We start from the raw sequence: 25,714 nt of genomic DNA on the forward strand, positions 1-25,714 counted from the left end.
ACACCGGTCCGCGCGCGTCTCAGGCGTTCGCGAGCTCGGGGTCGGTCTGGGCCGGGATCTCCGGGGTCGGGACCGGGCGCTCGCGCAGGCTCAGGGCCAGGCGCAGGACCGCGATCCACATCAGCGAGGAGCCGAGCATGTGGGCGGCGACCAGGAGCTCGGGGACGCCGGTGAAGTACTGGACGTAGCCGATGGCCCCCTGCGCGAGCAGCACGATCAGCAGGTCCCGGGCGCGGGCGCGGGTGTCGTCCGGGGCGTCGACCACGCGCAGGACCAGCCACATGGCGAGCGCCAGGGCGCAGACGACCCAGGCGGCGATCGCGTGGATGTGCGCGGCGTCCGTCCAGTCCCACGGCATGCGCGGGACGTCGCTGCTGTCGCCGGCGTGCTTGCCGGCGCCGGTCACCGTCGTGCCGAGCACGATGAGCAGGGCGGAGACGATCGTGATCGCCCAGGACAGCTTGCGGACCGGGCGGGGCACCCGCGGCCGGGGGGCGGTGTCGCCCTCGCCGGTGCGGTGCCAGGTGATGACGGCGACCGTGAGCAGGGAGTTCGCGGCGAGGAAGTGGCCGGCGACGGTCCACGGGTTGAGGCCCATCCACACCGTGATGCCGCCGATGACGGCGTTGCTCATCACGATCCAGAACTGGGCCCAGGCGAGCCGGGTGAGCCCGCGCCGCCACGGCTTGGTGGAGCGGGCGGCGACGATCGCCCAGCCGACGGCGGCCGACAGGACGTACGTCAGCATCCGGTTGCCGAACTCGATCGCGCCCCGGTAGCCCTGCTCGGGCGTCACGATGAGGCTGTCGTCCGTGCACTTCGGCCAGGTGTCGCAGCCGAGACCGGAACCGGTCAGCCGGACCGCGCCGCCCGTGACGATGATGAGCACGCTCATCACGACGGCGGCGAGCGCGGCGCGCCGGAGCGTCCGGGGGGACGGGGTCCAGCGCTGGGCGATGGAGGCGAGGGGGGTCTGCACGGGCCCTATCGTAGGGCGGTGCTTGTGCGCGCTTTCACGAGGGGGGCGTATATGGCGGAACGGAACCTTACGGTTACTCCCAGCGGAAGAACTTCGCCGCCGCGCCGAGGCCCAGCACCGCCCAGACCGCCAGGATCGCCGCGTCGCCCCACGGCATCGAGGCCCCGTCCCGCAGGACGTCGCGCAGGCCGTCGGAGAGCGCCGAGATCGGCAGCAGCGCGAGCACGTCGCCCGCGGCGCCGAACTTCTCCAGCGGGACGATGACCCCGCCGCCCACCAGGAGCAGCAGGAAGACCAGGTTCGCGGCGGCCAGGGTGGCCTCGGCCTTCAGGGTGCCGGCCATGAGCAGGCCGAGCCCGGAGAAGGCGGCCGTGCCCAGGACCAGGAGCAGCAGGACGGACAGCGGGTTGCCGTGCGGGGACCAGCCCAGGGCCAGGGCGATCGCCGTCAGGAGGAGGACCTGCAGGACCTCGGTGACCAGGACGGAGAGCGTCTTGGCGGTCATGAGGGCCCAGCGGGGCAGCGGCGAGGCGCCGAGGCGCTTGAGCACCCCGTACCGCCGCTCGAAGCCGGTCGCGATGGCCTGGCCGGTGAAGGCCGTGGACAGCACGGCGAGCGCGAGGACGCCGGGGGCGAGGAAGTCGACCGCCTTGCCGTCGCCGGTGTCGACGACGTCCACGGTGGAGAAGAGCACCAGGAGCAGCGAGGGGATGATCACGGTCAGGAGCAGCTGCTCGCCGTTGCGCAGCAGCATCCTGGTCTCCAGGGCGGTCTGCGCGGTGATCATCCGCCCGACGGGGGCGGCCCCCGGCTTCGGCGCGTACGTACCGGTGCTCATCCGCGCAGCTCCTTGCCGGTCAGTTCGAGGAAGACGTCTTCGAGGGTGTGGCGTTCGACGGAGATGCCGTCGGGCATGACGCCGTGCTGGGCGCACCAGGTGGTGACCGTGGCGAGCAGCTGGGGGTCGACGGTGCCGGTGATCCGGTACGTGCCGGGGAGCGGTTCCGCGGCGGCCGAGCCGTCCGGCAGCGCCTTGAGCAGGGAGCCCAGGTCGAGGCCGGGGCGGCCGGTGAAGCGCAGGGTGTTCTCGGCGCCGCCGCGGCAGAGCTCCTCGGGGCTGCCCTGGGCGGCGACCCGGCCGGCGTCGATGATCGCGACGTCGTCGGCGAGCTCCTCCGCCTCCTGCATGAAGTGGGTGGTGAGGACCACGGTCGCGCCGTCGGCGCGCAGCTCGCGGACCAGCTCCCAGGTGGCGCGGCGGGCCTGCGGGTCGAGTCCGGCCGTGGGCTCGTCGAGGAAGACCAGCTCGGGGCGGCCGACGACGGCCATGGCGAGCGCGAGGCGCTGCTGCTGGCCGCCGGAGAGCCGCCGGTAGGCGGTACGGCCGCAGGAGCCGAGGCCGAGCCGTTCGATCAGGGCGTCCACGTCCAGGGGGTGGGCGTGCAGCTTCGCCATGTGGCGGAGCATCTCGTCGGCGCGGGCGCCGGAGTAGACGCCGCCGGACTGGAGCATCACGCCGATCCTGGGGCGCAGGGCCTCGGCGTCGGCGACCGGGTCGAGGCCGAGGACGCGGACGGTCCCGGCGTCGGGCCTGCGGTAGCCCTCGCAGGTCTCGACGGTCGTGGTCTTGCCGGCCCCGTTGGGGCCGAGGACGGCGGTGACGGTGCCCGCGCGCACATCGAGGTCGAGGCCGTCGACGGCGGTCTTGTTCCCGTACCGCTTCAGCAGGCCACGTACCTCGACGACGCTGCCGACGGACTCGTTTGACATGCCGGGAAGTCTAGAGAGGGTGCGGGGGGACCCGGTGCGCGGGGCGGGGAATTCATCCCACCAATGATCGTTTTCGCAGGTCAGGTAAGCCTTACCTGAGTGACGCACGACATCGCCACCGGTCAGGACGCCGCTTGTCACTCCCCGATTAATTACGCAACAATGGCGTTGTGAAAAACGTTGGCGCGGCTCCGGTGGAGGAACTCGCGACCCGAGAGCGTTCCACGCGCAACCGGGTCGCGCGGTCGATCCTGGATCACGGGCCCTCGACCGTCGCCGATCTGGCCGGACGGCTCCGCCTCACCCAGGCGGCCGTCCGCCGCCACCTCGACTCGCTGGTCGCCGAGAACGTCGTCGAGGCCCGCGAGAAGCGCGTCTACGGGACCCGCGCCCGCGGCCGCCCCGCGAAGGTCTTCGCGCTCACCGACTGCGGCCGGGACGCCTTCGACCAGTCGTACGACTCCCTCGCCGTCGAGGCACTCCGCTGGATCGAGCGCAACGCCGGAGGGGAGGCGGCCGTCGCTGCCTTCGCCCGCGACCGGATCGAGGCCCAGGCCGGGGCGTACCGCGAGGCCGTCGAGTCGGCCGAGCCCGCCCAGCGGACCGAGGCGCTGGCCAAGGCCCTCACGGCGGACGGGTACGCTGCCACTGCGCGGAACGCGCCGGTCGGCGAGCAGCTCTGCCAGCATCACTGCCCGGTGGCCCACGTCGCCGAGCAGTACCCCCAGCTGTGCGAGGCGGAGACGGAATTCTTCTCCCGCCTCTTGGGAACGCACGTCCAGCGTCTGGCCACCATCGCGCATGGTGACGGCGTCTGCACCACGTTCATCCCGCACAGCGCCCCACAGACCACCGAATCAGCATCCGTAAGCACGGCCGGGAGGAACCCCGCATGACCACCGAGATCAGCCACCCCGAGCTCGAGGGCCTGGGTCGGTACGAGTACGGCTGGGCCGACTCCGACGCGGCCGGTGCCACCGCCAAGCGCGGACTGAACGAGGACGTCGTCCGCGACATCTCCTCGAAGAAGAACGAGCCCGAGTGGATGCTCAAGCTGCGTCTCAAGGGTCTGCGCCTCTTCGGCAAGAAGCCCATGCCGACCTGGGGCTCCGACCTCTCCGGCATCGACTTCGACAACATCAAGTACTTCGTGCGGTCCACCGAGAAGCAGGCCGAGTCCTGGGAGGACCTGCCGGAGGACATCAAGAACACGTACGACAAGCTCGGCATCCCGGAGGCGGAGAAGCAGCGCCTCGTCGCCGGTGTCGCCGCCCAGTACGAGTCCGAGGTCGTCTACCACCAGATCCGCGAGGACCTGGAGGAGCAGGGCGTCATCTTCGTCGACACCGACACCGCGCTGAAGGAGCACGAGGAGCTCTTCAAGGAGTACTTCGGCACCGTCATCCCGGTCGGCGACAACAAGTTCGCCTCCCTGAACACGGCCGTCTGGTCCGGCGGCTCGTTCATCTACGTGCCGAAGGGCGTGCACGTCGAGATCCCGCTCCAGGCCTACTTCCGCATCAACACGGAGAACATGGGCCAGTTCGAGCGGACGCTGATCATCGTCGACGAGGACGCCTACGTCCACTACGTCGAGGGCTGCACCGCCCCGATCTACTCCTCCGACTCGCTGCACTCCGCGGTCGTCGAGATCATCGTGAAGAAGGGCGGCCGCTGCCGCTACACGACCATCCAGAACTGGTCGAACAACGTCTACAACCTGGTGACCAAGCGCGCCGTCGCCTACGAGGGCGCCACCATGGAGTGGGTCGACGGCAACATCGGCTCCAAGGTCACCATGAAGTACCCGGCCGTCTACCTCATGGGCGAGCACGCCAAGGGCGAGACCCTGTCCATCGCCTTCGCGGGCGAGGGCCAGCACCAGGACGCCGGCGCCAAGATGGTCCACATGGCCCCGAACACCTCCTCCAACATCGTCTCCAAGTCGGTGGCGCGAGGCGGCGGCCGCACCTCCTACCGCGGTCTCATCGAGATCGGCGAGGGTGCCCCGGGCGCCAAGTCCAACGTGCTCTGCGACGCGCTGCTCGTCGACACGATCTCCCGCTCCGACACGTACCCCTACGTGGACGTGCGCGAGGACGACGTCTCCATGGGCCACGAGGCCACCGTCTCCAAGGTCTCCGAGGACCAGCTCTTCTACCTGATGAGCCGCGGCCTCACCGAGTTCGAGGCCATGGCGATGATCGTCCGCGGCTTCGTCGAGCCCATCGCCAAGGAGCTCCCGATGGAGTACGCCCTGGAGCTCAACCGGCTGATCGAGCTCCAGATGGAAGGCTCGGTGGGCTAGAGCGCCCCGCAGACCAGGCAAACGACCCGGGCTCAGTCGCTGAGCCCCGCGAGCCCGCCGCACGACGGCAGGTCCCCGGCCGGCGCCCCAGGGCGCCCGGCCGGACCGGCCCTCCGCACGGGGCGGGCCCGTAAGACGAGGCAGGAAGAGAGCAAGACGACAGCCATGGCTGAGGCTCAGAACATCCCGGCGGGCTCCACCACCGCCGGCTCGATCGCGGTGGCCGCCGAGTCCACCGTCGCCACGCGCATGAGCGCGCCCCCGTCCTTCGACGTCGCGGACTTCCCGGTCCCGCACGGCCGCGAGGAGGAATGGCGGTTCACCCCGCTGGCGCGCCTGCGCGGCCTCCACGACGGAACCGCCGTCGCGTCCGGCGAGGGCGTCAAGGTCGAGGTCGAGGCCCCCGAGGGCGTCACCGTGGAGACCGTCGGCCGTGACGACGAGCGCCTCGGCAAGGCCGGCACTCCCGTCGACCGCGTCGCCGCCCAGGCGTACTCCTCCTTCGAGAAGGCCGCGGTCGTCACCGTCGCCAAGGAGGCGGTGCTCACCGAGCCGATCCGCATCTCCGTGCACGGCCAGGGCGGTGTCGCCTTCGGCCACCAGGTGATCGAGCTCGGCGCCTTCGCCGAGGCCGTCGTGGTCATCGACCACACCGGCGACGCCGTGCTCGCCGCCAACGTGGACTACGTCCTCGGCGACGGCGCCAAGCTGACCGTCGTCTCCGTCCAGGACTGGGACGAGAAGGCCGTCCACGTCGCCCAGCACAACGCGCTGGTCGGCCGGGACGCCTCCTTCAAGTCGGTCGTCGTCACCTTCGGCGGCGACGTCGTCCGCATCCACCCGCGGGTGCAGTACGCGGCCCCCGGCGGCGAGGCCGAGCTCTTCGGCCTGTACTTCACCGACGCCGGCCAGCACCAGGAGCACCGCCTCCTGGTCGACCACAACACCCCGCACTGCAAGTCCAACGTGGCCTACAAGGGCGCGCTGCAGGGCCAGGACGCGCACGCCGTCTGGATCGGCGACGTGCTCATCCAGGCCGCCGCCGAGGGCACCGACACGTACGAGCTCAACCGGAACCTGGTCCTCACGGACGGTGCCCGGGTCGACTCCGTGCCGAACCTGGAGATCGAGACCGGCGAGATCGCCGGCGCCGGTCACGCCTCGGCCACCGGGCGCTTCGACGACGAGCAGCTCTTCTACCTGATGGCCCGCGGCATCCCGGAGTCCGAGGCCCGTCGCCTCGTCGTCCGCGGCTTCTTCGCGGAGCTCGTCCAGCAGATCGGTCTGCCGGACGTCCAGGAGCGGCTCCTCGCCAAGATCGAGGCGGAGCTGGAGGCCTCCGTCTGATGGCCTTCGTCCGAGTCTGCGCACTGAGCGAGCTGGAGGCCGACACCCCGAAGCGGGTCGAGGTCGACGGCACGCCGGTGTCGGTCGTGCACACCGAGGGCGAGGTGTACGCGATCAACGACATCTGCTCGCACGCGAACGTCTCCCTCTCGGAGGGCGAGGTCGAGGACTGCGCGATCGAGTGCTGGCTGCACGGCTCCAGCTTCGACCTGCGCACCGGCAAGCCCTCCGGCCTTCCCGCGACGCGCCCCGTCCCCGTATACCCCGTAAAGATCGAAGGGGACGATGTGCTCGTCTCCGTCACCCAGGAGTCCTGAGTCACCCATGGCTACGCTTGAAATCCACGACCTGCACGTCTCCGTCGAGGCGGAGAACGGCCCCCGCGAGATCCTCAAGGGCGTCGACCTGACCATCAAGCAGGGCGAGACCCACGCCGTCATGGGCCCCAACGGCTCCGGCAAGTCGACCCTGGCGTACTCCCTCGCCGGCCACCCGAAGTACACGGTCACCGGCGGCACCGTCACCCTCGACGGTGAGGACGTCCTGGAGATGTCGGTCGACGAGCGCGCCCGCGCCGGCGTCTTCCTGGCCATGCAGTACCCGGTCGAGGTCCCCGGCGTCTCGGTCTCCAACTTCCTGCGCACCTCCGCCACCGCCGTCCGCGGCGAGGCGCCCAAGCTGCGCACCTGGGTGAAGGAGGTCAAGTCCGCGATGGAGCAGCTCCAGATGGACCCGGCCTTCGCCGAGCGCAACGTCAACGAGGGCTTCTCCGGCGGTGAGAAGAAGCGCCACGAGATCCTCCAGCTGGAGCTCCTCAAGCCGAGGATCGCGATCCTCGACGAGACCGACTCCGGCCTCGACGTCGACGCGCTGCGCATCGTCTCCGAGGGCGTCAACCGCGTCCGCGAGACCGGTGAGGTCGGCACCCTGCTGATCACCCACTACACGCGCATCCTGCGCTACATCAAGCCCGACTTCGTGCACGTCTTCGCGAACGGCCGCATCGCCGAGTCCGGCGGCGCCGAGCTCGCCGACCAGCTGGAGAACGAGGGCTACGACAAGTACGTGAAGGGTGGCGCGTCCGCGTGACTTCTGCCCATCTGGGGCTCTCCGGCCTCCTCGACACCGAGGCGATCCGCAAGGACTTCCCGCTCCTGGATCGCGTGGTCCACGACGGCAAGAAGATCGTGTACCTCGACTCCGCGGCGACCTCGCAGAAGCCGCGGCAGGTCCTCGACGCGCTCAACGAGTACTACGAGCGTCACAACGCCAACGTCCACCGCGGCGTGTACACGGTCGCCGAGGAGGCGACGGCGCTCTACGAAGGCGCCCGTGACAAGGTCGCGGCCTTCATCAACGCGCCGAGCCGCGACGAGGTGATCTTCACCAAGAACGCCTCCGAGTCGCTCAACCTCGTGGCTAACATGCTGGGCTGGGCCGACGAGCCCTACCGCGTGGACCACGAGACCGAGATCGCCATCACGGAGATGGAGCACCACTCCAACATCGTGCCGTGGCAGCTGCTCTCGCAGCGCACGGGCGCGAAGCTGAAGTGGTTCGGCCTCACCGACGACGGCCGTCTCGACCTCTCGAACATCGAAGAGGTCATCACCGAGAAGACCAAGATCGTCTCGTTCACGCTGGTCTCGAACCTGCTGGGCACGGTCAACCCGGTGGAGACCATCATCCGCCGCGCCCAGGAGGTCGGTGCGCTCGTCTGCATCGACGCCTCCCAGGCGGCCCCGCACATGGTCCTGGACGTGCAGGCGCTCCAGGCCGACTTCGTGGCCTTCACCGGTCACAAGATGTGCGGCCCGACCGGCATCGGCGTGCTGTGGGGACGGCAGGAGCTCCTGGAGGACCTCCCGCCCTTCCTCGGCGGCGGCGAGATGATCGAGACCGTCTCGATGCACTCCTCGACGTACGCGCCCGCTCCGCACAAGTTCGAGGCGGGTACGCCCCCGATCGCCCAGGCCGTCGGCCTCGGCGCGGCCGTGGACTACCTGTCGGCGATCGGCATGGAGAACATCGCGCGCCACGAGCACGCGATCACCGAGTACGCCGTCCGGCGCCTCCAGGAGGTGCCCGACCTGCGGATCATCGGCCCCACCACGGCCGAGGACCGCGGCGCGGCGATCTCCTTCACGCTGGGCGACATCCACCCGCACGACGTGGGCCAGGTCCTCGACGAGGAGGGCATCGCCGTCCGGGTCGGCCACCACTGCGCGCGGCCGGTCTGCCTGCGGTACGGAATTCCCGCGACCACGCGGGCGTCGTTCTATCTGTACTCCACCCCGGCCGAGGTCGACGCCCTGGTCGCGGGTCTGGAGCACGTACGGAACTTCTTCGGCTAGGGGACGCTCGTGAAGCTTGATTCGATGTACCAGGACGTCATCCTGGACCACTACAAGCACCCGCACGGGCGCGGTCTCCGCGACGGCGACGCCGAGGTGCACCACGTCAACCCGACGTGCGGTGACGAGATCACGCTCCGCGTCAAGTACGACGGCTCGCGCATCGAGGACGTGTCGTACGAGGGCCAGGGCTGCTCCATCAGCCAGGCCTCGGCCTCCGTCCTCAACGAGCTGCTCGTCGGCAAGGAGCTGGCCGAGGCGCAGAAGATCCAGGGCACCTTCCTGGAGCTGATGCAGTCCAAGGGGCAGATCGAGCCCGACGACGCGATGGAGGAGGTCCTGGAGGACGCGGTCGCGTTCGCCGGGGTCTCCAAGTACCCGGCCCGTGTGAAGTGCGCGCTGCTCAGCTGGATGGCGTGGAAGGACGCGACCGCCCAGGCACTGGGTGACGCGGAGAGGAAGTCGGCATGACCGAGAACGCCGAGGCCACGATGAAGCCGGCCTCCGAGGAAGAAGTCCGTGAGGCGCTGTACGACGTCGTCGACCCCGAGCTGGGCATCGACGTCGTCAACCTGGGCCTGATCTACGGCATCCACATCGACGACGCGAACATCGCGACGCTGGACATGACGCTGACGTCGGCGGCCTGCCCGCTGACCGATGTGATCGAGGACCAGGCGAAGTCCGCGACGGACGGCATCGTCAGCGAGCTGAAGATCAACTGGGTCTGGATGCCCCCGTGGGGCCCGGACAAGATCACGGACGACGGCCGCGAGCAGCTGCGCGCGCTCGGCTTCAACGTCTGATCGCGACGGTACGGGAGAACGGCCGCGCCCTTCGGGGCGCGGCCGTTCCGCGTGTCCGGAGCGGTCCCGGCAAGATCCGGAAGCGACGGCCTAGAGGAGTCCGGCCGAGCGGGCCAGTTCCGGGGCCAGGTTCTCCTTGCGGATGCGCTGGTCGACGTAGAGAAGGCCGGCGACGAGCGGGGGGAAGAGGGAGACCAGCGCCTGGCTGACGAGCTGGCCGACGGCGAGGAAGCCGAAGAGGACCGCGAAGGAGGCGACCAGGGCGCCGGTGTCGTCACCGGAGAAGTCGGTGGCCGCCAGGGGGGCCGTGATCAGCAGGGACAGCAGCTGCTGGATCACCCAGCTCGCCACGGAGGCCATCAGGCCGACGAGGAGCAGCGAGCCGAAGACGCGCCACCAGGAGCCGCGGACCAGGAGCGAGGAGCGGCGCATCGAGGCGATGGCGCCCTGCCCCTCCATCACCGCCGCCGCCGGGGCCAGGCTGAACTTGACCCAGACCCAGAGCGCGAGCGGGGTGACGAGCAGAGCCGCGACGACGGCGACCAGCGGGATGATCCACAGGCCGTTCTCCGGGCTGTCCGAGGAGTCGGCCGCGGTCGCGAGGAGCGCCGCGAACGTGCCGACGAAGGCCACGACGGCGAGGGCGAGCGGGATCGCCACGGCCAGGCTCGTCAGCAGCACCGTGCCCAGGACGGACGGCATCCGGGCCCAGGAGCGGCGCCAGAGCGCGCCGAAGGCGAGAGGCCGGCCGAGGACCGCCTCCTGGAGCACCGCCGGGACGGCCGCCGCCACGACACCGTTGGCGCAGATCATCACGAGCATCGCGACGAGCCAGACGCAGGCGAAGGCGACGATCAGCGGACGGATGTCGTCCCACTGCGGGTCCTGGCCGGACGGCACGTCGAACACGGCCGGGAAGAGGTCGCCCACGGCGGCGTACGCGATGCCGAGCGCCGCCCCGACGACCAGCAGCGCGGCGCCGTAGACGGTCCCGGTCACGCCGAGCAGCTGCTTCCAGTAGCGGCCGAAGGTGGCGAAGGCGCCGGACAGGACGGTCCCGAGGGAGAGCGGCGCCAGGGGTATCACGCCGGGCTTCGGCGGAGGGGGCGGAGGCGGGTAGCCGTAGCCGTAGGGGGCACCGGGCGGACCTGGAGGATACGTCATGCGGGACACCGTATCGGGGAGTGGTGCGCACGTTCGTGCGAATAAATGTGTACGGCCGTACGCAATGCTGTGTACGCTCGTACGCATGGGTTACGGACTGCTTGCGGGCGCCATCGCGGCGGAGATACTCGCCACCACCTCGATGAAGTACAGCGAGGGCTTCACGAAGCTCTGGCCCTCCCTCGTCACCGGCGCCGGCTACCTCGTCGCCTTCGCGCTCCTCGCCCAGGCGCTCAAGACGCTCCAGGTCGGCACGGCCTACGCCATCTGGTCCGGGGTCGGCACCGCCGCCGTCGCGGTCATCGGCTTCCTCTTCCTCGGTGAGAGCCTGGGCGCCGCCAAGATCGCCGGAATCCTGCTCATCATCGCCGGGGTCGCCGTCCTCAACCTCGGCGGCGCGCACTGATGGCCCGGACCCGGCGGTACGACCCCGGGCGGCGCGAGCGCATCGTCGACGCCGCCCTCACCGTCGTCGGGCGCGCCGGACTCGGCGGACTCAGCCACCGCACGGTGGCCGCCGAGGCCGACGTGCCGCTCGGCTCCACCACGTACCACTTCGCCTCCCTCGACGAACTGCTCGTCGCCGCGCTCCGCAAGGCCAACGAGGGCTTCGGGCGGCTGCTCCGCGAGCACCCCGCCCTCGGCGACCCGGACACCGGCCTCGCCGCCGCGCTCGCCCGCCTCCTGGGGGAGTGGCTCGGTGGCGAACGCGCCCGTGTGGAGCTGGAGTACGAGCTCTACCTCGCCGCCCTGCGCCGTCCCGCCCTGCGCCCGGTCGCCGCCGAATGGACCGAGTCCGTCGTCACCGCGCTGGCCCACCGCACCGACCCCGTGAGCGCCCGCGCCCTGGTCGCCGTCATGGACGGCATCTGCCTCCAGGTCCTGCTCACCGACGGCGTCTACGACGAGGAGTACGCGCGCGTGATCCTCGCGCGCGTCCTGAACGAAGCACCGAAACCGCCGCTCGCGGGCTCGTCGGAACCTCCCGCGGACCCGACCGACACCTGAGACCGGTTGGCTCGGGCGGGGGCCCGCCGGTTAGGTTTTCCGTCATGACCACTGCTCCTCGCACCACCGGCGCCGTCGCCGCCGGCCTCGCCACCATCTCCGGCGACGGCACCGTTCTCGACACCTGGTTCCCCGCCCCCGAGCTGACCGACGCGGCCGGCCCGGCCGGCACCGAGCGCCTCACCCCCGACGAGGCCGTCAACGCCCTGGGCGAGGGCGCCGCCAAGGCCCTCGGCGTGGACGCCCGCCGCGGCGTCGAGGTGGTCGCCGTCCGCACCGTCATCGCCTCGCTCGACGAGAAGCCGATCGACGCCCACGACGCCTACCTCCGCCTCCACCTGCTGAGCCACCGGCTGGTCAAGCCGCACGGCCAGAGCCTGGACGGCATCTTCGGCCTGCTCGCCAACGTCGCCTGGACCTCGCTCGGCCCGGTCGCCGTCGACGACATCGAGAAGGTCCGGCTCAACGCCCGCGCCGAGGGCCTCCACCTCCAGGTGACCTCGATCGACAAGTTCCCCCGCATGACCGACTACGTCGTGCCCGCCGGGGTCCGCGTCGCCGACGCCGACCGCGTCCGCCTCGGCGCGCACCTCGCCGCCGGCACCACCGTCATGCACGAGGGCTTCGTCAACTTCAACGCCGGCACCCTCGGCACCTCGATGGTCGAGGGCCGCATCTCCGCCGGCGTCGTCGTCGGCAACGGCTCCGACATCGGCGGCGGCGCCTCCACCATGGGCACCCTCTCCGGCGGCGGCAACGTCGTCATCTCGATCGGCGAGCGCTGCCTGATCGGCGCCGAGGCGGGCGTCGGCATCGCGCTGGGCGACGAGTGCGTCGTCGAGGCCGGTCTGTACGTCACCGCCGGCACCCGGGTCACGATGCCCGACGGCCAGGTCGTGAAGGCCCGCGAGCTCTCCGGCGCCTCGAACATCCTCTTCCGCCGCAACTCGGTCACCGGCGCCGTCGAGGCCCGCCCGAACAACGCGGTCTGGGGCGGCCTGAACGACATCCTGCACAGCCACAACTGATTCCGGTGACCCCGCGTTAGCAGAGCGCGGGGTCACCGCACGCGGAAGAGGCGAGGAGTCGACATTGAGGACGAGGCCCACGGTCACCGGGGTGCTCACGGCGGCGGCCGTCCTGCTGCCGGCCGGCACGGCCGCCGCGGACGAGACGCACAGCCACTCGCACAACGGCCCGAACGTCTCCCTGATCTCCACGGGACAGATCGACGACCCGCTGGAGGACGTCCTGGAGCACGCCGCGATCCTCGGTCACACCACCACGAGCGACTCCGCCTGAACCAGCGCCCCGTGCGCCGCCCGCAGCCCGTCGGCCGTCTCCCGGCCGGCGGGCTGCAGCGGTTCCCGCACCGGACCGCCGAGCAGCGCCTTCACCGTCACCGTCCCCGGCAGGCCCGAGGCCATCATCAGCTCGGCCAGCGGCAGCGTCCGGGCGTTCAGCCGGGCCGCGCCCGCGGTGTCGCCCGCGTCGAAGGTGTCGAGGACCGCGCGCAGCTGTCGCGGCGCCACGTTCGCCACCGTGCTGACATAGCCCGCGCCGCCCACCGCGTACAGCGGCAGGTTGAGCTCCTCGCAGCCCGAGTAGTACGCGAGCCCCGTCTCCGCGATCAGCCGGGCCGAGCCGAGCAGGTCGTACGAGCAGTCCTTCACCGCCACGATCCGCGGGTGCCGGGCGAGCCGCCGCATCGTCGCGGGCTCGATCCGGGTCCCGGTGCGGCCGGGGATGTCGTAGACCATCACCGGCAGCCCGGTCGCGTCCGCGACCTTCAGGAAGTGCGCCTCCACGGCCGCCTGCGGGGGACGGCTGTAGTACGGGGTGACGACGAGCAGCCCGTCCGCCCCCGCCTCCCCGGCCTGCCGGGCGAGCTCCGCGGTGTGCCGGGTGTCGGCGGTGCCGACGCCCGCGACGACCGCGGGCCCGGGTCCGACGGCGTCCCGCACCGCGCGGATCAGCTCGCTCTTCTCGGCGTCCGTGGTGGTCGGGGACTCGCCGGTCGTGCCGTTCAGGACCAGGCCGTCGCAGCCCTCCCCGACCAGCCGGGCGGCGAGCTCGCGCGCCGCGACGAGGTCGAGGCCGCCGGCGGTGTCGAACGGGGTGACCATCGCGCACAGGGCGCGCCCGAAGGGGCGTTCAGTGTTCATTCGGGAAGTCTGTGCGCGATCGACCGTGAAGGTCCACTTAGATCTGCTTGGTTCGAGGATTCAGCATCCGTGAACGATGGCGTCTGGCATGATCGGCCGGGCGCGACAGGGGGAGAGGGAGAAGAGCACACCATGAGCGAACAGCGCGTCGCACTCGTCACCGGTTCGTCCTCCGGCATCGGGGCCGCCGTCGCCCGGCGCCTCGCCGACGCGGGCTACCGGATCGTCGTCAACTCCGCCCGGTCCGTGGAGGCGGGCGAGGCCCTCGCCGCCGAACTCCCGGACGCCGTCTACGTCCGGGCCGACGTCTCCGACGAGGCACAGGCCACCGGGCTCGTCGCGGCCGCGGTCGAGGCGTACGGCCGGCTCGACCTCCTCGTCAACTGCGCGGGCACCACCCGGTTCATCCCGCACGACGACCTGGAAGCCGCCTCGCCCGAGGTCTGGCGCCACCTCTACGACGTCAACGTCATCGGCGTCTGGCAGACCGTCACCGCCGCCGTCCCGCACCTGCGGAAGACCGGCGGGAACATCGTCACCGTCTCCTCCCAGGCCGGCGTCCGGCCCGGCGGCAGCTCCATCCCGTACGCCGTCTCCAAGGCCGCCGTGAACCACATGACGAAGCTCCTCGCCAAGACCCTCGGCCCCGACATCCGCGTCAACGCGGTCGCACCCGGCCTCATCGACACCCCCTGGTTCGACGGGGTGGAGGGCGCCGACGCCGCCAAGGAGCACGTGGCCGGCGTCGTCCCGCTGCGCCGGGTCGGCCGCCCCGAGGACATCGCCGGGGCCGTCTTCGACCTCGCCCACGCCTCGTACATCACCGGCGAGGTGCTCCTCGTCGACGGCGGGGGGCACCTGCTGGGCTAGAGGGCCCGTTTGAAGCCGTCGTGGCTGCGTGCGAAGCCCAGCGAGGCGTAGAAGCGGTGGGCCTCCGTCCGCCGCTTGTCGCTCGTCAGCTGGACCAGCGCGCAGCCGCGTTCCCCCGCCCGCGCCACGGCTCGCTCCATCAGCTCCCGGCCGAGCCCGCCGCCGCGCCGGTCGGCCCTGATCCGGACCGCCTCGATCAGGGCCCGCTCGGCGCCGCCCCTGCCGAGCCCCGGGATGTACGTGGCCTGGAGGCAGCCCAGGACGAGGCCGCCGTCCTCCAGGACCAGCACCTCGTTGCGCGGATCGCCCTCGATGTCCGCGAAGGCCCGCTCGTACGCCTCGGTGACGAGGACCGAGCCGGGGTCCACGACCGTGTCCTCGTCGGCGAGCAGGGCGAGGACGGCGGGCAGTTCGGCGCGGGTGGCGGGGCGGAGGATCATGGTGCGCAGTCTCCCACGGCGAAGCCCCTTGACCTCGACCAAGGTTGAGGGAGGAGGCTCGGACCCTTCGAAGCCGAGCAGGAGGAGACACCCCGTGAACGCCGTCGCACACCCCGATGCCCGACCCGACCTCCACCGCCCCGGAGTCGGCGCCGTCCTCGTCAGCACCTGGCGGGTCGGCACCCCCGAACGCCAGCGCGCGGCCGTCGAGGCCATCCGGACGGCCTGGGAGGGCCGCGCCTGGCCGGACCTCGGACTGCTCTCGTACAGCGTCCTCGCCGGCACCGACGGGGACACGCTGCTGCACTACTCGCAGTGGACCGCACAGGGGGCCTACGACGCGTTCGTGCGCACCTACCGCGACGACCGGAACGCGGAGATCGACGCGGCCGTCCCCGGCATCGAGCGGGTGGAGCTCCGCCGCTACGGGCCGGTCCACCGCTCCACCGCGCGCGGCACGACGAGCACGGGGGAGCTGCCCGGGGTCGTCGTGATCGTCGAGGCCGACTTCGCGGGAGCCGGGGACGGGGTCCGCGAGGACTGGGTCGACGGCGTGTTCGCCGCCCTGGACGAGGACGCGGAGACGCGCCCGGCGCCCGGTGGCGTCAGCGGTCAGTTCCATCTGTCCACCGACGGCGCCCGGGTCCTCAACTACGCCGAGTGGGAGAGCGAGCGGGCCCACGAGGAGTGGCTGACGGACGACGCCCCGCAGAGCGAGGCCTGGAAGCGGGTCCAGCACGACCCGCGGCTCACGGGCGGCCGGGTGCGGCGGTACACGCCCGCGCTGAGTCTGCGCGCGGGCGTGTGACCGGACGGGCCGTCAGGGGCGGAAGCGCAGGACCTGCGGGTCGTGGTCGCTGTCCTGGTCGGCGAACTCCGCGTTGATGTGGACGCTGTCGTACTCGAAGTGGTGGACGCCGGGGCTGGTCAGGATCTGGTCGAGGACCTGGGTGTTGCCCTGGTACACGTACGAGTAGCGCTCGCTGCGCGGCAGCGACTTCACGGCCGGGTACAGCGCGCCGCCGTCGGTCAGCGCCCGCGTCGTGCCCGAGAACTCGAAGTCGTTGATGTCGCCGACCACCAGCACGTCGGCCTGCTTGTCGATCGCGGTGATGTCCTTCACGAAGGCGTTGACGGCCTGCGCCTGGAGGAGTCGCTTCGCCTCGGAGGAGCGGGTCGGCGGCTGGTGGTGGGAGACGATGGACTCGTCGCCGCCCTTCGAACCGAAGTGGTTGGCGATCACGAAGACCGTGCGGCCGCGGAAGACGAACTCACCCGCGAGCGGCTTGCGGCTGGCCTCCCAGGCGGCGTTCGCCGGGTCGACGCGGCCGGGGGAGAGGGTCAGCGCGGCGCGGCCCTTCGAGCCCGTCACGGCGGTGGCGGTGGTCGCGTCGCCGCCCGGGCGGTCCGTGAAGGAGACCCGCTCGGGGTTGAAGAGGAAGACCTGACGGATGTTGCCGCCGGGCTCGCCGCCGTCCTTGCCGTTCTCCGGGTCGATCGAGCGCCACGCGTAGGCCGGGCCGCCGGCGGCCACGATCGCGTCCGTGAACTTCTTCACCGTCACGTCGGCGGCGACCGTGCCGTCGTTCTTGGCGCCGTTGTTGTCCTGGATCTCCTCCAGGGCGACGACGTCCGGCGAGGCGAGGTTCTCCACGACCGCCTTCGCGAGCGCGTCGAACTTCTCCTGCGGGTCGGTCGGGTCGAGGTTCTCGACGTTGTACGTCGCCACGGCCAGCTCGTTCTTGTGCTGCTTGTCCGTGGTCTCGCGCTCCAGGCCGCGGTCGACGACCGTGCCGAGGGTGCGGGCGGTCAGGGTGTAGCCGCCGAACTGGTTGAAGTCGAGCGGGCCCTCGGTGGTGCCGGTCAGGCGGTCGCCCACGTTCGCCTTGGGGAACGGCTGCTGGGCCAGCGGGGTCAGCGACTGGATCTGGAGCCGGCCGGTGTTCTGGGACTCGTACGAGCCGTAGACCGTGCCGCCGCGCAGGTTGCGGTTCTCCCAGGGCTTCACCGTCACCCAGAGCTCCGCGTACGGGTCGGTGGCGCCGACCACCCGCGAGGAGCCGATCCGGACGTTCATGCCCTCCAGGGACTCGTAGTAGTCCAGGGCGTACGTCTCGGGGTCCAGGGTCAGGCCGTTGATCGAGCCGCCCGCGGCCGGGTCGCCCGCGGGGGTGTACTCCTCGGGGACCGACCAGGCCGAGACCGTCACAGGGGCCGGGACCGGGTTGTCCTTCGACACCACGGTGACCACGGGCTTCGAGATCTGGGTCAGGGACTGGTTGCCGGAGGTCAGGCCGCCGGGGACGTACTCGGTGACCGTGCCGTTCAGGCTGACCGCGTCACCCACGGCGACGGTAGGGACGGAACTGGTGAAGACGAAGACACCTTCGCTGGTGGCCGGGTTCGCGTCCGCTTCCGGGTCCTGGATCCAGAAGCCGCGCGAACCGTAGGTGCGGACGCCGGTCACGATGCCGGTGACGCCGGTGACCTGCTTGCCGACGAGGGGGGAGACGCGCGTCGTGCCCTGGATGTCGTGGATACGGACGGCGGAGGCGTCCTCCGCGACGGCGCTCGACGATCCCGCGAGCAGGCCCGCGGCGAGGGCGGAGGCGACGACGGCGGAGACGGCCGCGAATCTCGGTATGGACGAAGACATCAGAGGCTCCGGAGGGTGCTTGGAGGAACGGCAGATGAATCTACGCGCGTCAATCTCTTGTGAGAGCAGTGGACTTGTCAAGAGTCGACGGGTGTACGAAGGCTGACGGATCCGTGAACCGACGGACGGGGGTCCGGATGCGTCTACGCTGAGGACCGCTCTCCGAGCCCCTTCACCTTCACCCACGCACGCGTCGAGGAGACCCCCCAGATGTCAGCGGAGCACCCCACCCTTCCCCCCGTTCGGCTGCGTGCGGACGCGGAGCTGGCGCGGGACGCCCTGGCCGCACCCCTCCTCGCCCAGGCCGTCCGCCTCGCCCGATGGGCCGGACCCGGCACCCGGGTCGACGCGGGCGGCGAGCTCGTCGACGAGCAGCTCCCCGAGGCCGCCGAGGTCCTGGGGCTCGCCGACGACGAGGACGGCGAGACCTGGGCCGGCGACGCCTGGCGGCTCGCCGTCGACACCGGTCTCGTCGCCGTCGAGGACGGCGAGGAGCGCGAGGACGCCGACCTTCCCGGGCGGGCCGGTCCCGGCGAGAACCTCGCGCTGGTCACGGGCGGTTCGCCGCAGGACGTCCTCGGGCTCTGGCTGGACGGGTTCGACGCCGTCTTCGCGGACGCCGTCGCCCCCGTCCTCGACGACCTCGACGCGATCGTCGGCGAGGACGGCGAGATCGACTTCGACGCGCTCGACTGGGACCCCGAGGTGGAGGCCGAGTTCCTGGAGGGCGTCCTCGGCAACCTCTACCTGCTGACCGTCAGCGAGGGCGGCGCGGGCGAGGGCCCCGTGCCGCTGCCCGCGCTCGCCGCGTCGATGGTCGTCCCCGACGACATGGGCGAGCCCACCGACGACGTCCTGGAGCAGGTCTCGGACGCGATGATGCGGCTCGACGAGCAGTTCCGGCTCCTCGAACCGATGGGGCTCGTCGAGTACCAGCCCGTCGACGAGGCCCTGATGGTCGAGGAGGGCGAGGAGCCCGCGCCGCCCGTCGACGACGAGGACGTCACCCGCTACGGCATGGTCCGGCTCACCCCGCTCGGTCTCTACGGTGTCCGGGCCCGGATGCTGGAGGCCGGCGTGGACGCGCCCGCCGTCGGCGACCTGACGGACAAGGGCGCCGACGCGCTCCTCGACGGAATCGCCGGCTACCCGGAGGCCGCGGCCCGCGAGGAGACCGCCGCGTGGCTGGCCGGCCGTGACGCGCTCGGCGCGGCGCGCGAGCTGCTGCACGCCGCGCGGGGCGCCGACGCGGGCTCCCCGCTCCGGCGCCTCCACTGCCAGCAGACGCTCTCCCTGGTGGGCGCCGACGCGGAGCCCGCCGTCCGGGAGGTCCTCGACGACGCGGAGCTCGGCGGCCTCGCCCGGGTCTGGCTCGCGGAGCGCGGCGCGGCGGACGTGCCCGCGCCGCCGGAGTCGATGATCTTCTGGCTGGCCATCGACACGATCGCGGCCCAGCTCGACTCGGACGGCGACCTCCAGGAGCTCCAGGAGCTGATCGAGGGTCTGACCGGCCGCCACAGCGGCTTCTTCGAGGCGGCCTGGCGGGTGGAGCACCCGGCGACGGCCGAGGTCCTGGAGGCGATGGGCCGCCTGCACCGGGACAGGACGGTGGCGAAGGAGGCCCGCAAGTCGGCCTTCAAGGCCCGCTCCCGCACGGGGTCGTCGGGCGCCTGACACCCGGCGGCCCTCCGGGACCGGTCGGCGCGGCCGTCCGTGCGCGGTCCCACGGGGGACGCCCGGTGGTGTTCCCGTGGTGTTCAGACGGTGTTCTCGGGGGCGCGGGAGGGTGTCCCGCGAGATCCGGCCACCACAGGGAGACCCCACCACCATGCCTCTCAACCGCAGAGAGTTCACCAAGCAGTCCGCCGTCGCCGGTGCGGGCCTCGCCCTCACCGGTGTCGTCGGGGCTCTCGCCACCGCGCCCGAGGCGCTCGCCTCCGACGAGCCGGAGGCGTACGGAGCCGGTCACGGCCACGGCCACCACCACGGGCACGCCCTCGGGTACGGACCGCTGGTCGCCGACCCCGACGGGATGCTCGCCCTCCCCGAGGGGTTCTCGTACCGCGTCGTCACCCACAGCGGCGTCACCCGCCTGGAGTCCGGCGAGTTCACGCCCTCCAACCACGACGGCACCGCCGCCTTCGCCGGCCCGCGCGGCACCACGTACCTCGTCAACAACCACGAGCTCAAGGGCCCCCGCGCCTCCTGGCCCCACCCCGTCCCGCTCACCGACGGGCTCGTCTACGACCCGGCCGCGGCCGGCGGCTGCACCGTCGTCGAGATCCACCGCGACGGCACCGTCGCCGAGTGGGTCGGCGTCGCCGGCACCTCCACCAACTGCGCGGGCGGCCGCACCGCCTGGGGCACCTGGCTGACCGGCGAGGAGACCGAGGACCTGGCCGGCAAGAACGGCATGACCAAGGACCACGGCTACATCTTCGAGGTCGACCCGCGCGACCGCCGCGCCAACCTCGCCCCGAAGCCGGTCAAGGCCTTCGGCCGCTACGCCCACGAGGCCGTCGTCATCGACCCCGGGCACGGCCACGCCTACCTCACCGAGGACGCCTCCGGCCCCAACGGGCTGCTCTTCCGCTGGGTGCCGCCGAAGGGCTTCGAGCACGGCCGCGGGAAGCTCCGCGCCCTCGCCGACGACGCCGGTGTGCTCCAGGCCTTCAAGTGCATCGACTCCTCCGGCCGGTTCGTGGACGACCTGTCCCGCGCCACCCGGATCGGCACCGTCTACGGCGTCGACTGGGTCGACGTCCCCGACCGTGACGCCCGCACCACCTCCGTCCGCAAGCAGTTCACGGCCGGCCAGGTCACCCGCGCCCGCAAGCTGGAGGGCATGTGGTGGGCCGACGGCGGCGCCTACGTCGTCTCCTCCTACGCGCGCGAGGAGAGCCCCGGCACCGCGCACGACGGCCAGGTCTGGTTCTACGACCCGAAGCGCCGCACCCTCACCCTCAAGGTGCTCCTCGGGGTGAACGCGGCCCCGGACGAGGACGGCGCCTTCGACGGCCCCGACAACATCACCGTCTCCCCGTACGGCGGGCTCGTCATCGCCGAGGACGGCGAGGGCGTCCAGCACCTCTTCGGCGCGACCGACTCGGGCCGCACCTACCCGATCGCCCGCAACGACCTCAACGGCAGCGAGTTCACCGGCGTGGTCTTCTCGCCCGACGGCGACACGCTGTTCGCCAACATCCAGGACCCGGGCATCATGGTCGCGATCACCGGTCCCTGGCGCCGCCAGCCCCGCCGCTGAGACAGTTGAGGCCGAAACTGATCTCTGGTCAGCCCCATGGACTGACATCTAACATGTCAGTCCATGGACGCACTGCGGCCCGTGGGCCGGACCCTGCTGCGTGACCGGGCGTACGAGGCGCTGCGCGAGGCCATCGTGCGCGGCGACCTCGCCCCCGGCGCCTCGCTGAAGGACGCCGATCTCGCCGACCGGCTCGGGCTCTCGCGCGCACCCGTGCGCGAGGCCCTGGCCCGGCTCGGCGACGAGGGCCTCGTCGAGTCCAAGCCGCAGAGCTACACCCGCGTCACCCGGCCGGTCAGCCGGGTCGTCCGGGACGCCGCCTCCGTGGTGCGGGTGATGCACGAGCTCGCCGCCAGGACCGGCGTGCCGCTGCTCGGCCCCGAGGGCATCCGGACCATGCGCGAGGCCAACGAGCGCTTCGCGGCGGCCGTCCGCGCCTCCGACGTCGAGGCCGCCCTGACCGCCGACGACGAGCTCCACCAGGTCCTCGTCGTCGCCAGCGGCAACCACGCCGCCGCCGCCACCATCGCGCGCTACACCCCGCTGATCCGCCGTGTCGAGCGGCGTCTCTTCGGCGACGCCGGGAGCTGTGGATCGGCCGAGCTGCACGCCCGGCTCATCGAGGCGTGCGCGGCGGGGGACGCCGACGAGGCGGTGCGGGTCACCACCGAGATCTGGGCCGCCCTGGAGCAACTCGCGGACGACGCCATCGAGGTGGCCGAGGTCACCGGCATCACCGGACCCGTGGATCCGCCCGAACGGCTCTGACGGGCGTCCCGTCGATCGGCCCGATCCGGTCGACGGGACACCCCCAGCGCGTCCAGGACCTCCGACCAGCCGCCGCCACCCACCGGGAGCCGCCATGCCGATCACCGACTTCGACCGCTACCCGCTCCTCTTCGGGCCCTCCCCGGTCCACCCGCTCGACCGGCTCACCCACCACCTCGGCGGCGCCGCCCTCTGGGCCAAGCGCGAGGACTGCAACTCCGGTGTCGCGTACGGCGGGAACAAGACCCGCAAGCTGGAGTACCTGGTCGCCGACGCCCTCGCCCAGGGCTGCGACACCCTCGTCTCCATCGGCGGCGTCCAGTCCAACCACACCCGCCAGGTCGCCGCCGTCGCCGCCCGCGCCGGACTCAAGTGCGTGCTCGTGCAGGAGAGCTGGGTCGACTGGCCCGACTCCGTCTACGACAAGGTCGGCAACATCCTGATCAGCCGCCTCGCGGGCGCCGACGTGCGCCTCGTGAAGGCCGGCTTCGGCATCGGGTTCAAGGAGAGCTGGGAGCAGGCCCTGCGGGAGGTCGAGGAGGGCGGCGGGAAGCCGTACGCGATCCCGGCGGGCGCCTCCGACCACCCGCTCGGCGGCCTCGGCTTCGCGAACTGGGCGTACGAGGTGGCCGAGCAGGAGCGCGAGGTCGGCGTCTTCTTCGACACCGTCGTCGTCTGCTCGGTGACCGGCTCCACCCAGGCCGGCATGGTCGCGGGCTTCGCCGCGCTCGCCGAGGAGGGCGGACCGGCCCGCCGCGTCATCGGGATCGACGCCTCCGCGAAGCCCGTCCCGACGCACGAGCAGATCACCCGGATCGCCCGGGACACCGCCGCCCTCATCGGCGTCGAGCGCGCGGTGACGGCGGCCGACGTCGAGCTGGACGAGCGGTACCACGCGGGCGTCTACGGCGTCCCGGACGAGACCACCCTCGACGCGATGCGGCTGGCCGCCCGCACCGAGGGCATGGTCACCGACCCGGTCTACGAGGGGAAGTCGATGGCGGGTCTGATCGACCTGGTGGACCGGGGGGAGATCGGCGGAGACTCGACCGTGCTCTACGCCCACCTCGGCGGCCAGCCCGCCCTCAACGCCTACAGCGCGCTGTTCTGAGGTCTACAGCGCCTGGGCGGCCGGCTTCACCATGCCCCGGACGGTCCGCGATTTCACGAACTCGCCCATCGCCGTCATCTCCCACTCCCCGGAGAACTGCTTGATCAGCTTGGCCATCATCACGCCGGTCTGCGGCTCGGCGGAGGTGAGGTCGAAGCGGACCAGCTCCTCGCCCGTCGCCGCGTCGATCAGCCGGCAGTAGGCCTTGGCGACCTCGGTGAACTTCTGGCCGGAGAAGGAGTTGACGGTGAAGACGAGGCCGGTGGCGTCGGCCGGAAGACGGCCGAGGTCGACCGTGATGACCTCGTCGTCGCCCGCGCCCTCGCCGGTGAGGTTGTCGCCGGAGTGCTTGACCGACCCGCCGAGGATGGTCAGCTTGCCGAAGTAGCAGCTGTCCAGGTGGTTGCGCTGGGGGCCGTACGCGATGACGGAGGCGTCCAGGTCGATGTCCTTGCCCCGGTAGGCGGGCTCCCAGCCGAGGCCCATCCTCACCTGGGAGAGCAGCGGCCGGCCGCCCTTGACCAGGGACACGGTCTGGTTCTTCTGGAGGCTGACCCGGCCCTTGTCGAGGTTGATCTTGCCGTTGGAGACGGGGGCGGCGGCCGGGGGAGCGGCCGGCGGGACGGGGGCGGCGACGCGCGGGTCCACGGGGGCGGCGGGCGGCGCGGGCGGCACCGGCGGGGCGACGGGGGCCGGGGCGACGGGTGCGGGGGCGGCGGGGGCCGGGGCCTGGGCGGCGGGCTCGTCGTCCACCGAGACGCCGAAGTCGGTCGCGATGCCGGCGAGCCCGTTCGCGTATCCCTGGCCCACCGCGCGGGCCTTCCAGGCGCCGTTGCGCTGGTAGATCTCCACGACCACCAGGGCCGTCTCGGTGGCCAGCCGCGGCGGCGTGAACGTCGCGATCACGGTGCCGTCGTCCGCGTTCCGGATGGTGGCCGTGGGCTCGATGCCCTGGAAGGTCTGGCCCGCGGCGTCCGGGCTCGCGGTGACGACGATCCTCTCGATGCCGGCGGGGAGGGCGCCGGTGTCCACCTGGATCGCGTCGGGCGCGGCCCCGCCGCCGGAGCGGTAGGTGACGCCGGGCCCGGCAGGCTGGTTGTAGAAGATGAAGTCGTCGTCCGAGCGCACCTTGCCGTTGGCGCCGAGCAGCAGGCCCGAGACGTCGAGCCGCACGGGGGCGGCCACGTCCACCGCCACGCGCGCGGCGGTGAGAGGGATGTTCGAGCCGGGGGTCATAGCGGTCATGCCAGGGCTAACGATCCGGCCCCCTTTGCCGTTCCCTTACCCGCGCCCGGTTCGGCCGGACCGGTTACGCGGGTGGTCCCTGGCCTGCCGTTCGTTGCCGAAGCGGTACGCGCCCGTCCACCGCGCCATGACCAGCTGGGCGTCGCCCGCCTCGACCTCGGCCAGGAACTTCGCGGCGCGCCCGCCGCGGAGCACGCCCGCGGCGCGTCCCCGGTGGGTGAGGACGACGGAGCCGTCGCGGCGCTGTTCGTAGGTGAATCCCTGGGGTCGTGGCATGCCGGGCATCCTGCCGTTCCCGGTCAGATCCGTCATATGAATATTCTTTCGGTCCATGGGGAGTGTGGGGGCCGCGCGCGGCGCGGGTGCTGGGGGCGGGAGCTCGTTCCGGACGGGCGACGTGGACGAGGCGCGCGTGGAGCTCGACGCGCGCTACTACGCGAACCGCATGGCCGTCGTCGACCGGGAGCGGCGCCCCTTCGCGGCCCGCTTCGACACCGTGGCGCTCGGACCGCTGGTCATCGGCGACCTCAGCTGCGGCGCCGACGTCCGGATGAGTTTCGGCGAGCTCGGCGCGTACCACCTGAACGCTCCGCTGAGCGGGACGATGGAGATGCGCCAGGGCGGCGGCGGCTCCCGGATCGTCGCGACGCCCGCGGAGGCACTGCTCCTCGACCCGGCCGGGGACACCTTCCTCGACCGCTGGAGCGGGGACTGCCGGACCCTGTCCGTGAAGATCGGGGCGGCCGAGCTGCGCGACCGCCTGGAACGGCTGACGGGCCGCCCGCCGCGCGGTCCGCTCGTCTTCGCGCCCCGCCTGGACATCACGCGCGGCCCCGGCCTGAGCTGGGTGCGCTTCGCCCGCCAGGTCGCCGCCGAGGCCCTGGCCGGGGACGGTCTCGCCACGCACGAGCTGGTCGCCGGACCGCTCCAGGAGGCGCTCCTGAACGGGCTCCTGCTGGCGGCCGAGCACCCCTGGCGCGAGGCGCTCGCGCACCCGGCGGAGGCGCGGCGCCCGGCCCCGGTCAAGCGCGCCATGGACGCGGTGCGGGAGCGCCCGGAGCACCCGTTCACGACCACCGAGCTCGCCGCCCTCGCGCGGGTGAGCGTGCGCCGCCTCCAGGAGTCCTTCCGGGAGTACGTGGGGATGTCGCCGATGGCGTACGTGCGGGAGGTCCGTCTCGACCGGGTCCGCGAGGAGCTGCGGGCGTCCGCGCCGGACGAGGTGAGCGTGAGCGAGGTGGCCTGGCGCTGGGGCTTCGCCCACCAGGGCCGGTTCGCGGCCCACTACCGGGAGCGGTTCGGCGAGTCGCCCTCCCGCACGCTCCGGACGGGCCGCTGACGGGCGCCGGGGCGTCGAGGCGTCTGGACGGTCGCGGGGGGCCGCCGGACGGCCGTCGGGGGCGTCGAAGGGGGCGCCGGGGCGCACCGGCGGGCGGGCGCGTGCTCCTTTGCACCGAC

The 25,714-nt window shown here is 72.0% G+C and carries 28 protein-coding genes; 19 read left to right on the forward strand and 9 right to left on the reverse strand.

The genetic code is table 11. The annotated features are described in order from the left end of the window. Positions 1-19 precede the first annotated feature (19 nt). The 3 genes from ACFV2S_RS08700 to ACFV2S_RS08710 form a co-directional block, all read right to left on the reverse strand. Positions 20-988 (reverse strand): heme A synthase, encoded by a 969-nt coding sequence (locus ACFV2S_RS08700; RefSeq protein WP_383792936.1) that lies wholly within the window; start codon positions 986-988, stop codon positions 20-22. 64 nt (positions 989-1,052) lie between these two features. Then, a complete protein-coding gene (locus ACFV2S_RS08705) occupies positions 1,053-1,817 on the reverse strand; it encodes an ABC transporter permease (protein ID WP_385555524.1) in 765 nt (254 codons plus the stop codon). After that, positions 1,814-2,749: an ABC transporter ATP-binding protein gene (locus ACFV2S_RS08710; protein ID WP_383792930.1), complete on the reverse strand. Its 936-nt coding sequence runs from the start codon at positions 2,747-2,749 to the stop codon at positions 1,814-1,816. Before ACFV2S_RS08710 ends, ACFV2S_RS08705 begins: the two co-directional genes overlap by 4 nt. A 170-nt stretch (positions 2,750-2,919) precedes the next feature. Here ACFV2S_RS08710 and ACFV2S_RS08715 point away from each other — a divergent pair, with 170 nt between their 5' ends. From ACFV2S_RS08715 to ACFV2S_RS08750, 8 genes are all read left to right on the forward strand, one after another. Further along, on the forward strand, positions 2,920-3,645 hold the full coding sequence (locus tag ACFV2S_RS08715) for a helix-turn-helix transcriptional regulator (RefSeq protein ID WP_385555526.1): 726 nt from the start codon (positions 2,920-2,922) through the stop codon (positions 3,643-3,645). Then, a complete protein-coding gene (sufB, locus tag ACFV2S_RS08720; RefSeq protein ID WP_385555528.1) occupies positions 3,642-5,057 on the forward strand; it encodes a Fe-S cluster assembly protein SufB in 1,416 nt (471 codons plus the stop codon). Before ACFV2S_RS08715 ends, sufB begins: the two co-directional genes overlap by 4 nt. A 165-nt stretch (positions 5,058-5,222) precedes the next feature. After that, a complete protein-coding gene (sufD, locus tag ACFV2S_RS08725; RefSeq protein ID WP_189802416.1) occupies positions 5,223-6,404 on the forward strand; it encodes a Fe-S cluster assembly protein SufD in 1,182 nt (393 codons plus the stop codon). Beyond that, complete coding sequence (locus tag ACFV2S_RS08730) at positions 6,404-6,721, forward strand: bifunctional 3-phenylpropionate/cinnamic acid dioxygenase ferredoxin subunit (protein ID WP_030692512.1); 318 nt, start codon at positions 6,404-6,406, stop codon at positions 6,719-6,721. The genes sufD and ACFV2S_RS08730 overlap by 1 nt, the downstream gene beginning before the upstream one ends. Before the next feature lie 7 nt (positions 6,722-6,728). Next, positions 6,729-7,493 (forward strand): Fe-S cluster assembly ATPase SufC, encoded by a 765-nt coding sequence (gene sufC / locus ACFV2S_RS08735; protein WP_033208829.1) that lies wholly within the window; start codon positions 6,729-6,731, stop codon positions 7,491-7,493. Then, positions 7,490-8,758 carry a cysteine desulfurase gene (locus ACFV2S_RS08740; protein WP_385555530.1) on the forward strand — a complete coding sequence of 423 codons (1,269 nt, stop codon included), beginning with the start codon at positions 7,490-7,492 and terminating at the stop codon, positions 8,756-8,758. The genes sufC and ACFV2S_RS08740 overlap by 4 nt, the downstream gene beginning before the upstream one ends. 9 nt (positions 8,759-8,767) lie before the next feature. Continuing rightward, the gene (gene sufU / locus ACFV2S_RS08745; protein ID WP_041128635.1) at positions 8,768-9,229 is read left to right on the forward strand and encodes a Fe-S cluster assembly sulfur transfer protein SufU; all 462 of its coding nucleotides are present in this window, start codon (positions 8,768-8,770) and stop codon (positions 9,227-9,229) included. After that, the gene (locus ACFV2S_RS08750) at positions 9,226-9,564 is read left to right on the forward strand and encodes a metal-sulfur cluster assembly factor (RefSeq protein ID WP_073917183.1); all 339 of its coding nucleotides are present in this window, start codon (positions 9,226-9,228) and stop codon (positions 9,562-9,564) included. The genes sufU and ACFV2S_RS08750 overlap by 4 nt, the downstream gene beginning before the upstream one ends. Positions 9,565-9,654: 90 nt before the next feature. On the opposite strand, the gene ACFV2S_RS08755 is transcribed toward ACFV2S_RS08750, so the two are convergent. Next, positions 9,655-10,728, reverse strand: a complete 1,074-nt coding sequence (locus ACFV2S_RS08755) for an oxidoreductase (RefSeq protein WP_385555533.1) — start codon at positions 10,726-10,728, stop codon at positions 9,655-9,657. Positions 10,729-10,813: 85 nt separating this feature from the next. On the opposite strand from ACFV2S_RS08755, the gene ACFV2S_RS08760 reads away from it, so the two are divergent. The 4 genes from ACFV2S_RS08760 to ACFV2S_RS08775 all read left to right on the forward strand — a co-directional run bounded on the left by ACFV2S_RS08760 (position 10,814) and on the right by ACFV2S_RS08775 (position 13,038). After that, complete coding sequence (locus ACFV2S_RS08760; protein WP_383792914.1) at positions 10,814-11,134, forward strand: DMT family transporter; 321 nt, start codon at positions 10,814-10,816, stop codon at positions 11,132-11,134. Beyond that, complete coding sequence (locus ACFV2S_RS08765) at positions 11,134-11,736, forward strand: TetR/AcrR family transcriptional regulator (RefSeq protein ID WP_385555535.1); 603 nt, start codon at positions 11,134-11,136, stop codon at positions 11,734-11,736. The genes ACFV2S_RS08760 and ACFV2S_RS08765 overlap by 1 nt, the downstream gene beginning before the upstream one ends. Before the next feature lie 44 nt (positions 11,737-11,780). Continuing rightward, on the forward strand, positions 11,781-12,764 hold the full coding sequence (gene dapD / locus ACFV2S_RS08770) for a 2,3,4,5-tetrahydropyridine-2,6-dicarboxylate N-succinyltransferase (RefSeq protein ID WP_385555537.1): 984 nt from the start codon (positions 11,781-11,783) through the stop codon (positions 12,762-12,764). A gap of 64 nt (positions 12,765-12,828) precedes the next feature. Beyond that, the gene (locus ACFV2S_RS08775; RefSeq protein WP_190102717.1) at positions 12,829-13,038 is read left to right on the forward strand and encodes a hypothetical protein; all 210 of its coding nucleotides are present in this window, start codon (positions 12,829-12,831) and stop codon (positions 13,036-13,038) included. Here the strand turns inward: ACFV2S_RS08775 and dapA are convergent. Further along, positions 13,011-13,901, reverse strand: coding sequence for a 4-hydroxy-tetrahydrodipicolinate synthase (dapA, locus tag ACFV2S_RS08780; protein ID WP_385555539.1), 891 nt, complete (start codon positions 13,899-13,901; stop codon positions 13,011-13,013). The genes ACFV2S_RS08775 and dapA overlap by 28 nt on opposite strands. A gap of 132 nt (positions 13,902-14,033) precedes the next feature. On the opposite strand from dapA, the gene ACFV2S_RS08785 reads away from it, so the two are divergent. After that, entirely contained in the window at positions 14,034-14,771 is a 738-nt protein-coding gene (locus ACFV2S_RS08785) for an SDR family NAD(P)-dependent oxidoreductase (protein WP_385555541.1), read from the forward strand. Here ACFV2S_RS08785 and ACFV2S_RS08790 read toward each other — a convergent pair. Beyond that, complete coding sequence (locus ACFV2S_RS08790) at positions 14,768-15,211, reverse strand: GNAT family N-acetyltransferase (RefSeq protein ID WP_385555543.1); 444 nt, start codon at positions 15,209-15,211, stop codon at positions 14,768-14,770. The genes ACFV2S_RS08785 and ACFV2S_RS08790 overlap by 4 nt on opposite strands. A gap of 94 nt (positions 15,212-15,305) precedes the next feature. Between ACFV2S_RS08790 and ACFV2S_RS08795 the strand changes: the two genes are divergently transcribed. Further along, a complete protein-coding gene (locus ACFV2S_RS08795; protein WP_385555545.1) occupies positions 15,306-16,019 on the forward strand; it encodes an antibiotic biosynthesis monooxygenase in 714 nt (237 codons plus the stop codon). A 12-nt stretch (positions 16,020-16,031) separates the two neighbouring features. Here the strand turns inward: ACFV2S_RS08795 and ACFV2S_RS08800 are convergent, their stop codons facing one another. After that, entirely contained in the window at positions 16,032-17,867 is a 1,836-nt protein-coding gene (locus tag ACFV2S_RS08800; protein ID WP_385555548.1) for an endonuclease/exonuclease/phosphatase family protein, read from the reverse strand. A 210-nt stretch (positions 17,868-18,077) separates the two neighbouring features. On the opposite strand from ACFV2S_RS08800, the gene ACFV2S_RS08805 reads away from it, so the two are divergent. The 4 genes from ACFV2S_RS08805 to ACFV2S_RS08820 all read left to right on the forward strand — a co-directional run bounded on the left by ACFV2S_RS08805 (position 18,078) and on the right by ACFV2S_RS08820 (position 23,011). Continuing rightward, entirely contained in the window at positions 18,078-19,541 is a 1,464-nt protein-coding gene (locus ACFV2S_RS08805) for a hypothetical protein (protein ID WP_385555550.1), read from the forward strand. Between the two features lie 154 nt (positions 19,542-19,695). After that, the gene (locus ACFV2S_RS08810; RefSeq protein ID WP_385555552.1) at positions 19,696-21,132 is read left to right on the forward strand and encodes an alkaline phosphatase PhoX; all 1,437 of its coding nucleotides are present in this window, start codon (positions 19,696-19,698) and stop codon (positions 21,130-21,132) included. Positions 21,133-21,195: 63 nt separating this feature from the next. Next, on the forward strand, positions 21,196-21,900 hold the full coding sequence (locus tag ACFV2S_RS08815; protein WP_383792886.1) for a GntR family transcriptional regulator: 705 nt from the start codon (positions 21,196-21,198) through the stop codon (positions 21,898-21,900). Positions 21,901-21,994: 94 nt separating this feature from the next. Further along, positions 21,995-23,011, forward strand: a complete 1,017-nt coding sequence (locus ACFV2S_RS08820) for a 1-aminocyclopropane-1-carboxylate deaminase (RefSeq protein ID WP_385555555.1) — start codon at positions 21,995-21,997, stop codon at positions 23,009-23,011. Positions 23,012-23,014: 3 nt separating this feature from the next. Here ACFV2S_RS08820 and ACFV2S_RS08825 read toward each other — a convergent pair whose 3' ends face one another. Together ACFV2S_RS08825 and ACFV2S_RS08830 are read right to left on the reverse strand one after the other, a co-directional pair. Continuing rightward, positions 23,015-24,256 (reverse strand): TerD family protein, encoded by a 1,242-nt coding sequence (locus ACFV2S_RS08825; RefSeq protein ID WP_385555557.1) that lies wholly within the window; start codon positions 24,254-24,256, stop codon positions 23,015-23,017. A gap of 36 nt (positions 24,257-24,292) precedes the next feature. Further along, on the reverse strand, positions 24,293-24,532 hold the full coding sequence (locus tag ACFV2S_RS08830) for a hypothetical protein (RefSeq protein WP_383797136.1): 240 nt from the start codon (positions 24,530-24,532) through the stop codon (positions 24,293-24,295). A 121-nt stretch (positions 24,533-24,653) separates the two neighbouring features. Here ACFV2S_RS08830 and ACFV2S_RS08835 point away from each other — a divergent pair, with 121 nt between their 5' ends. Then, complete coding sequence (locus ACFV2S_RS08835) at positions 24,654-25,595, forward strand: AraC family transcriptional regulator (protein WP_385555559.1); 942 nt, start codon at positions 24,654-24,656, stop codon at positions 25,593-25,595. Positions 25,596-25,714 lie beyond the last annotated feature (119 nt).

Source organism: Streptomyces sp. NPDC059695 (assembly GCF_042733785.1).
In the GTDB taxonomy this organism is placed as follows: Bacteria; Actinomycetota; Actinomycetes; order Streptomycetales; family Streptomycetaceae; genus Streptomyces.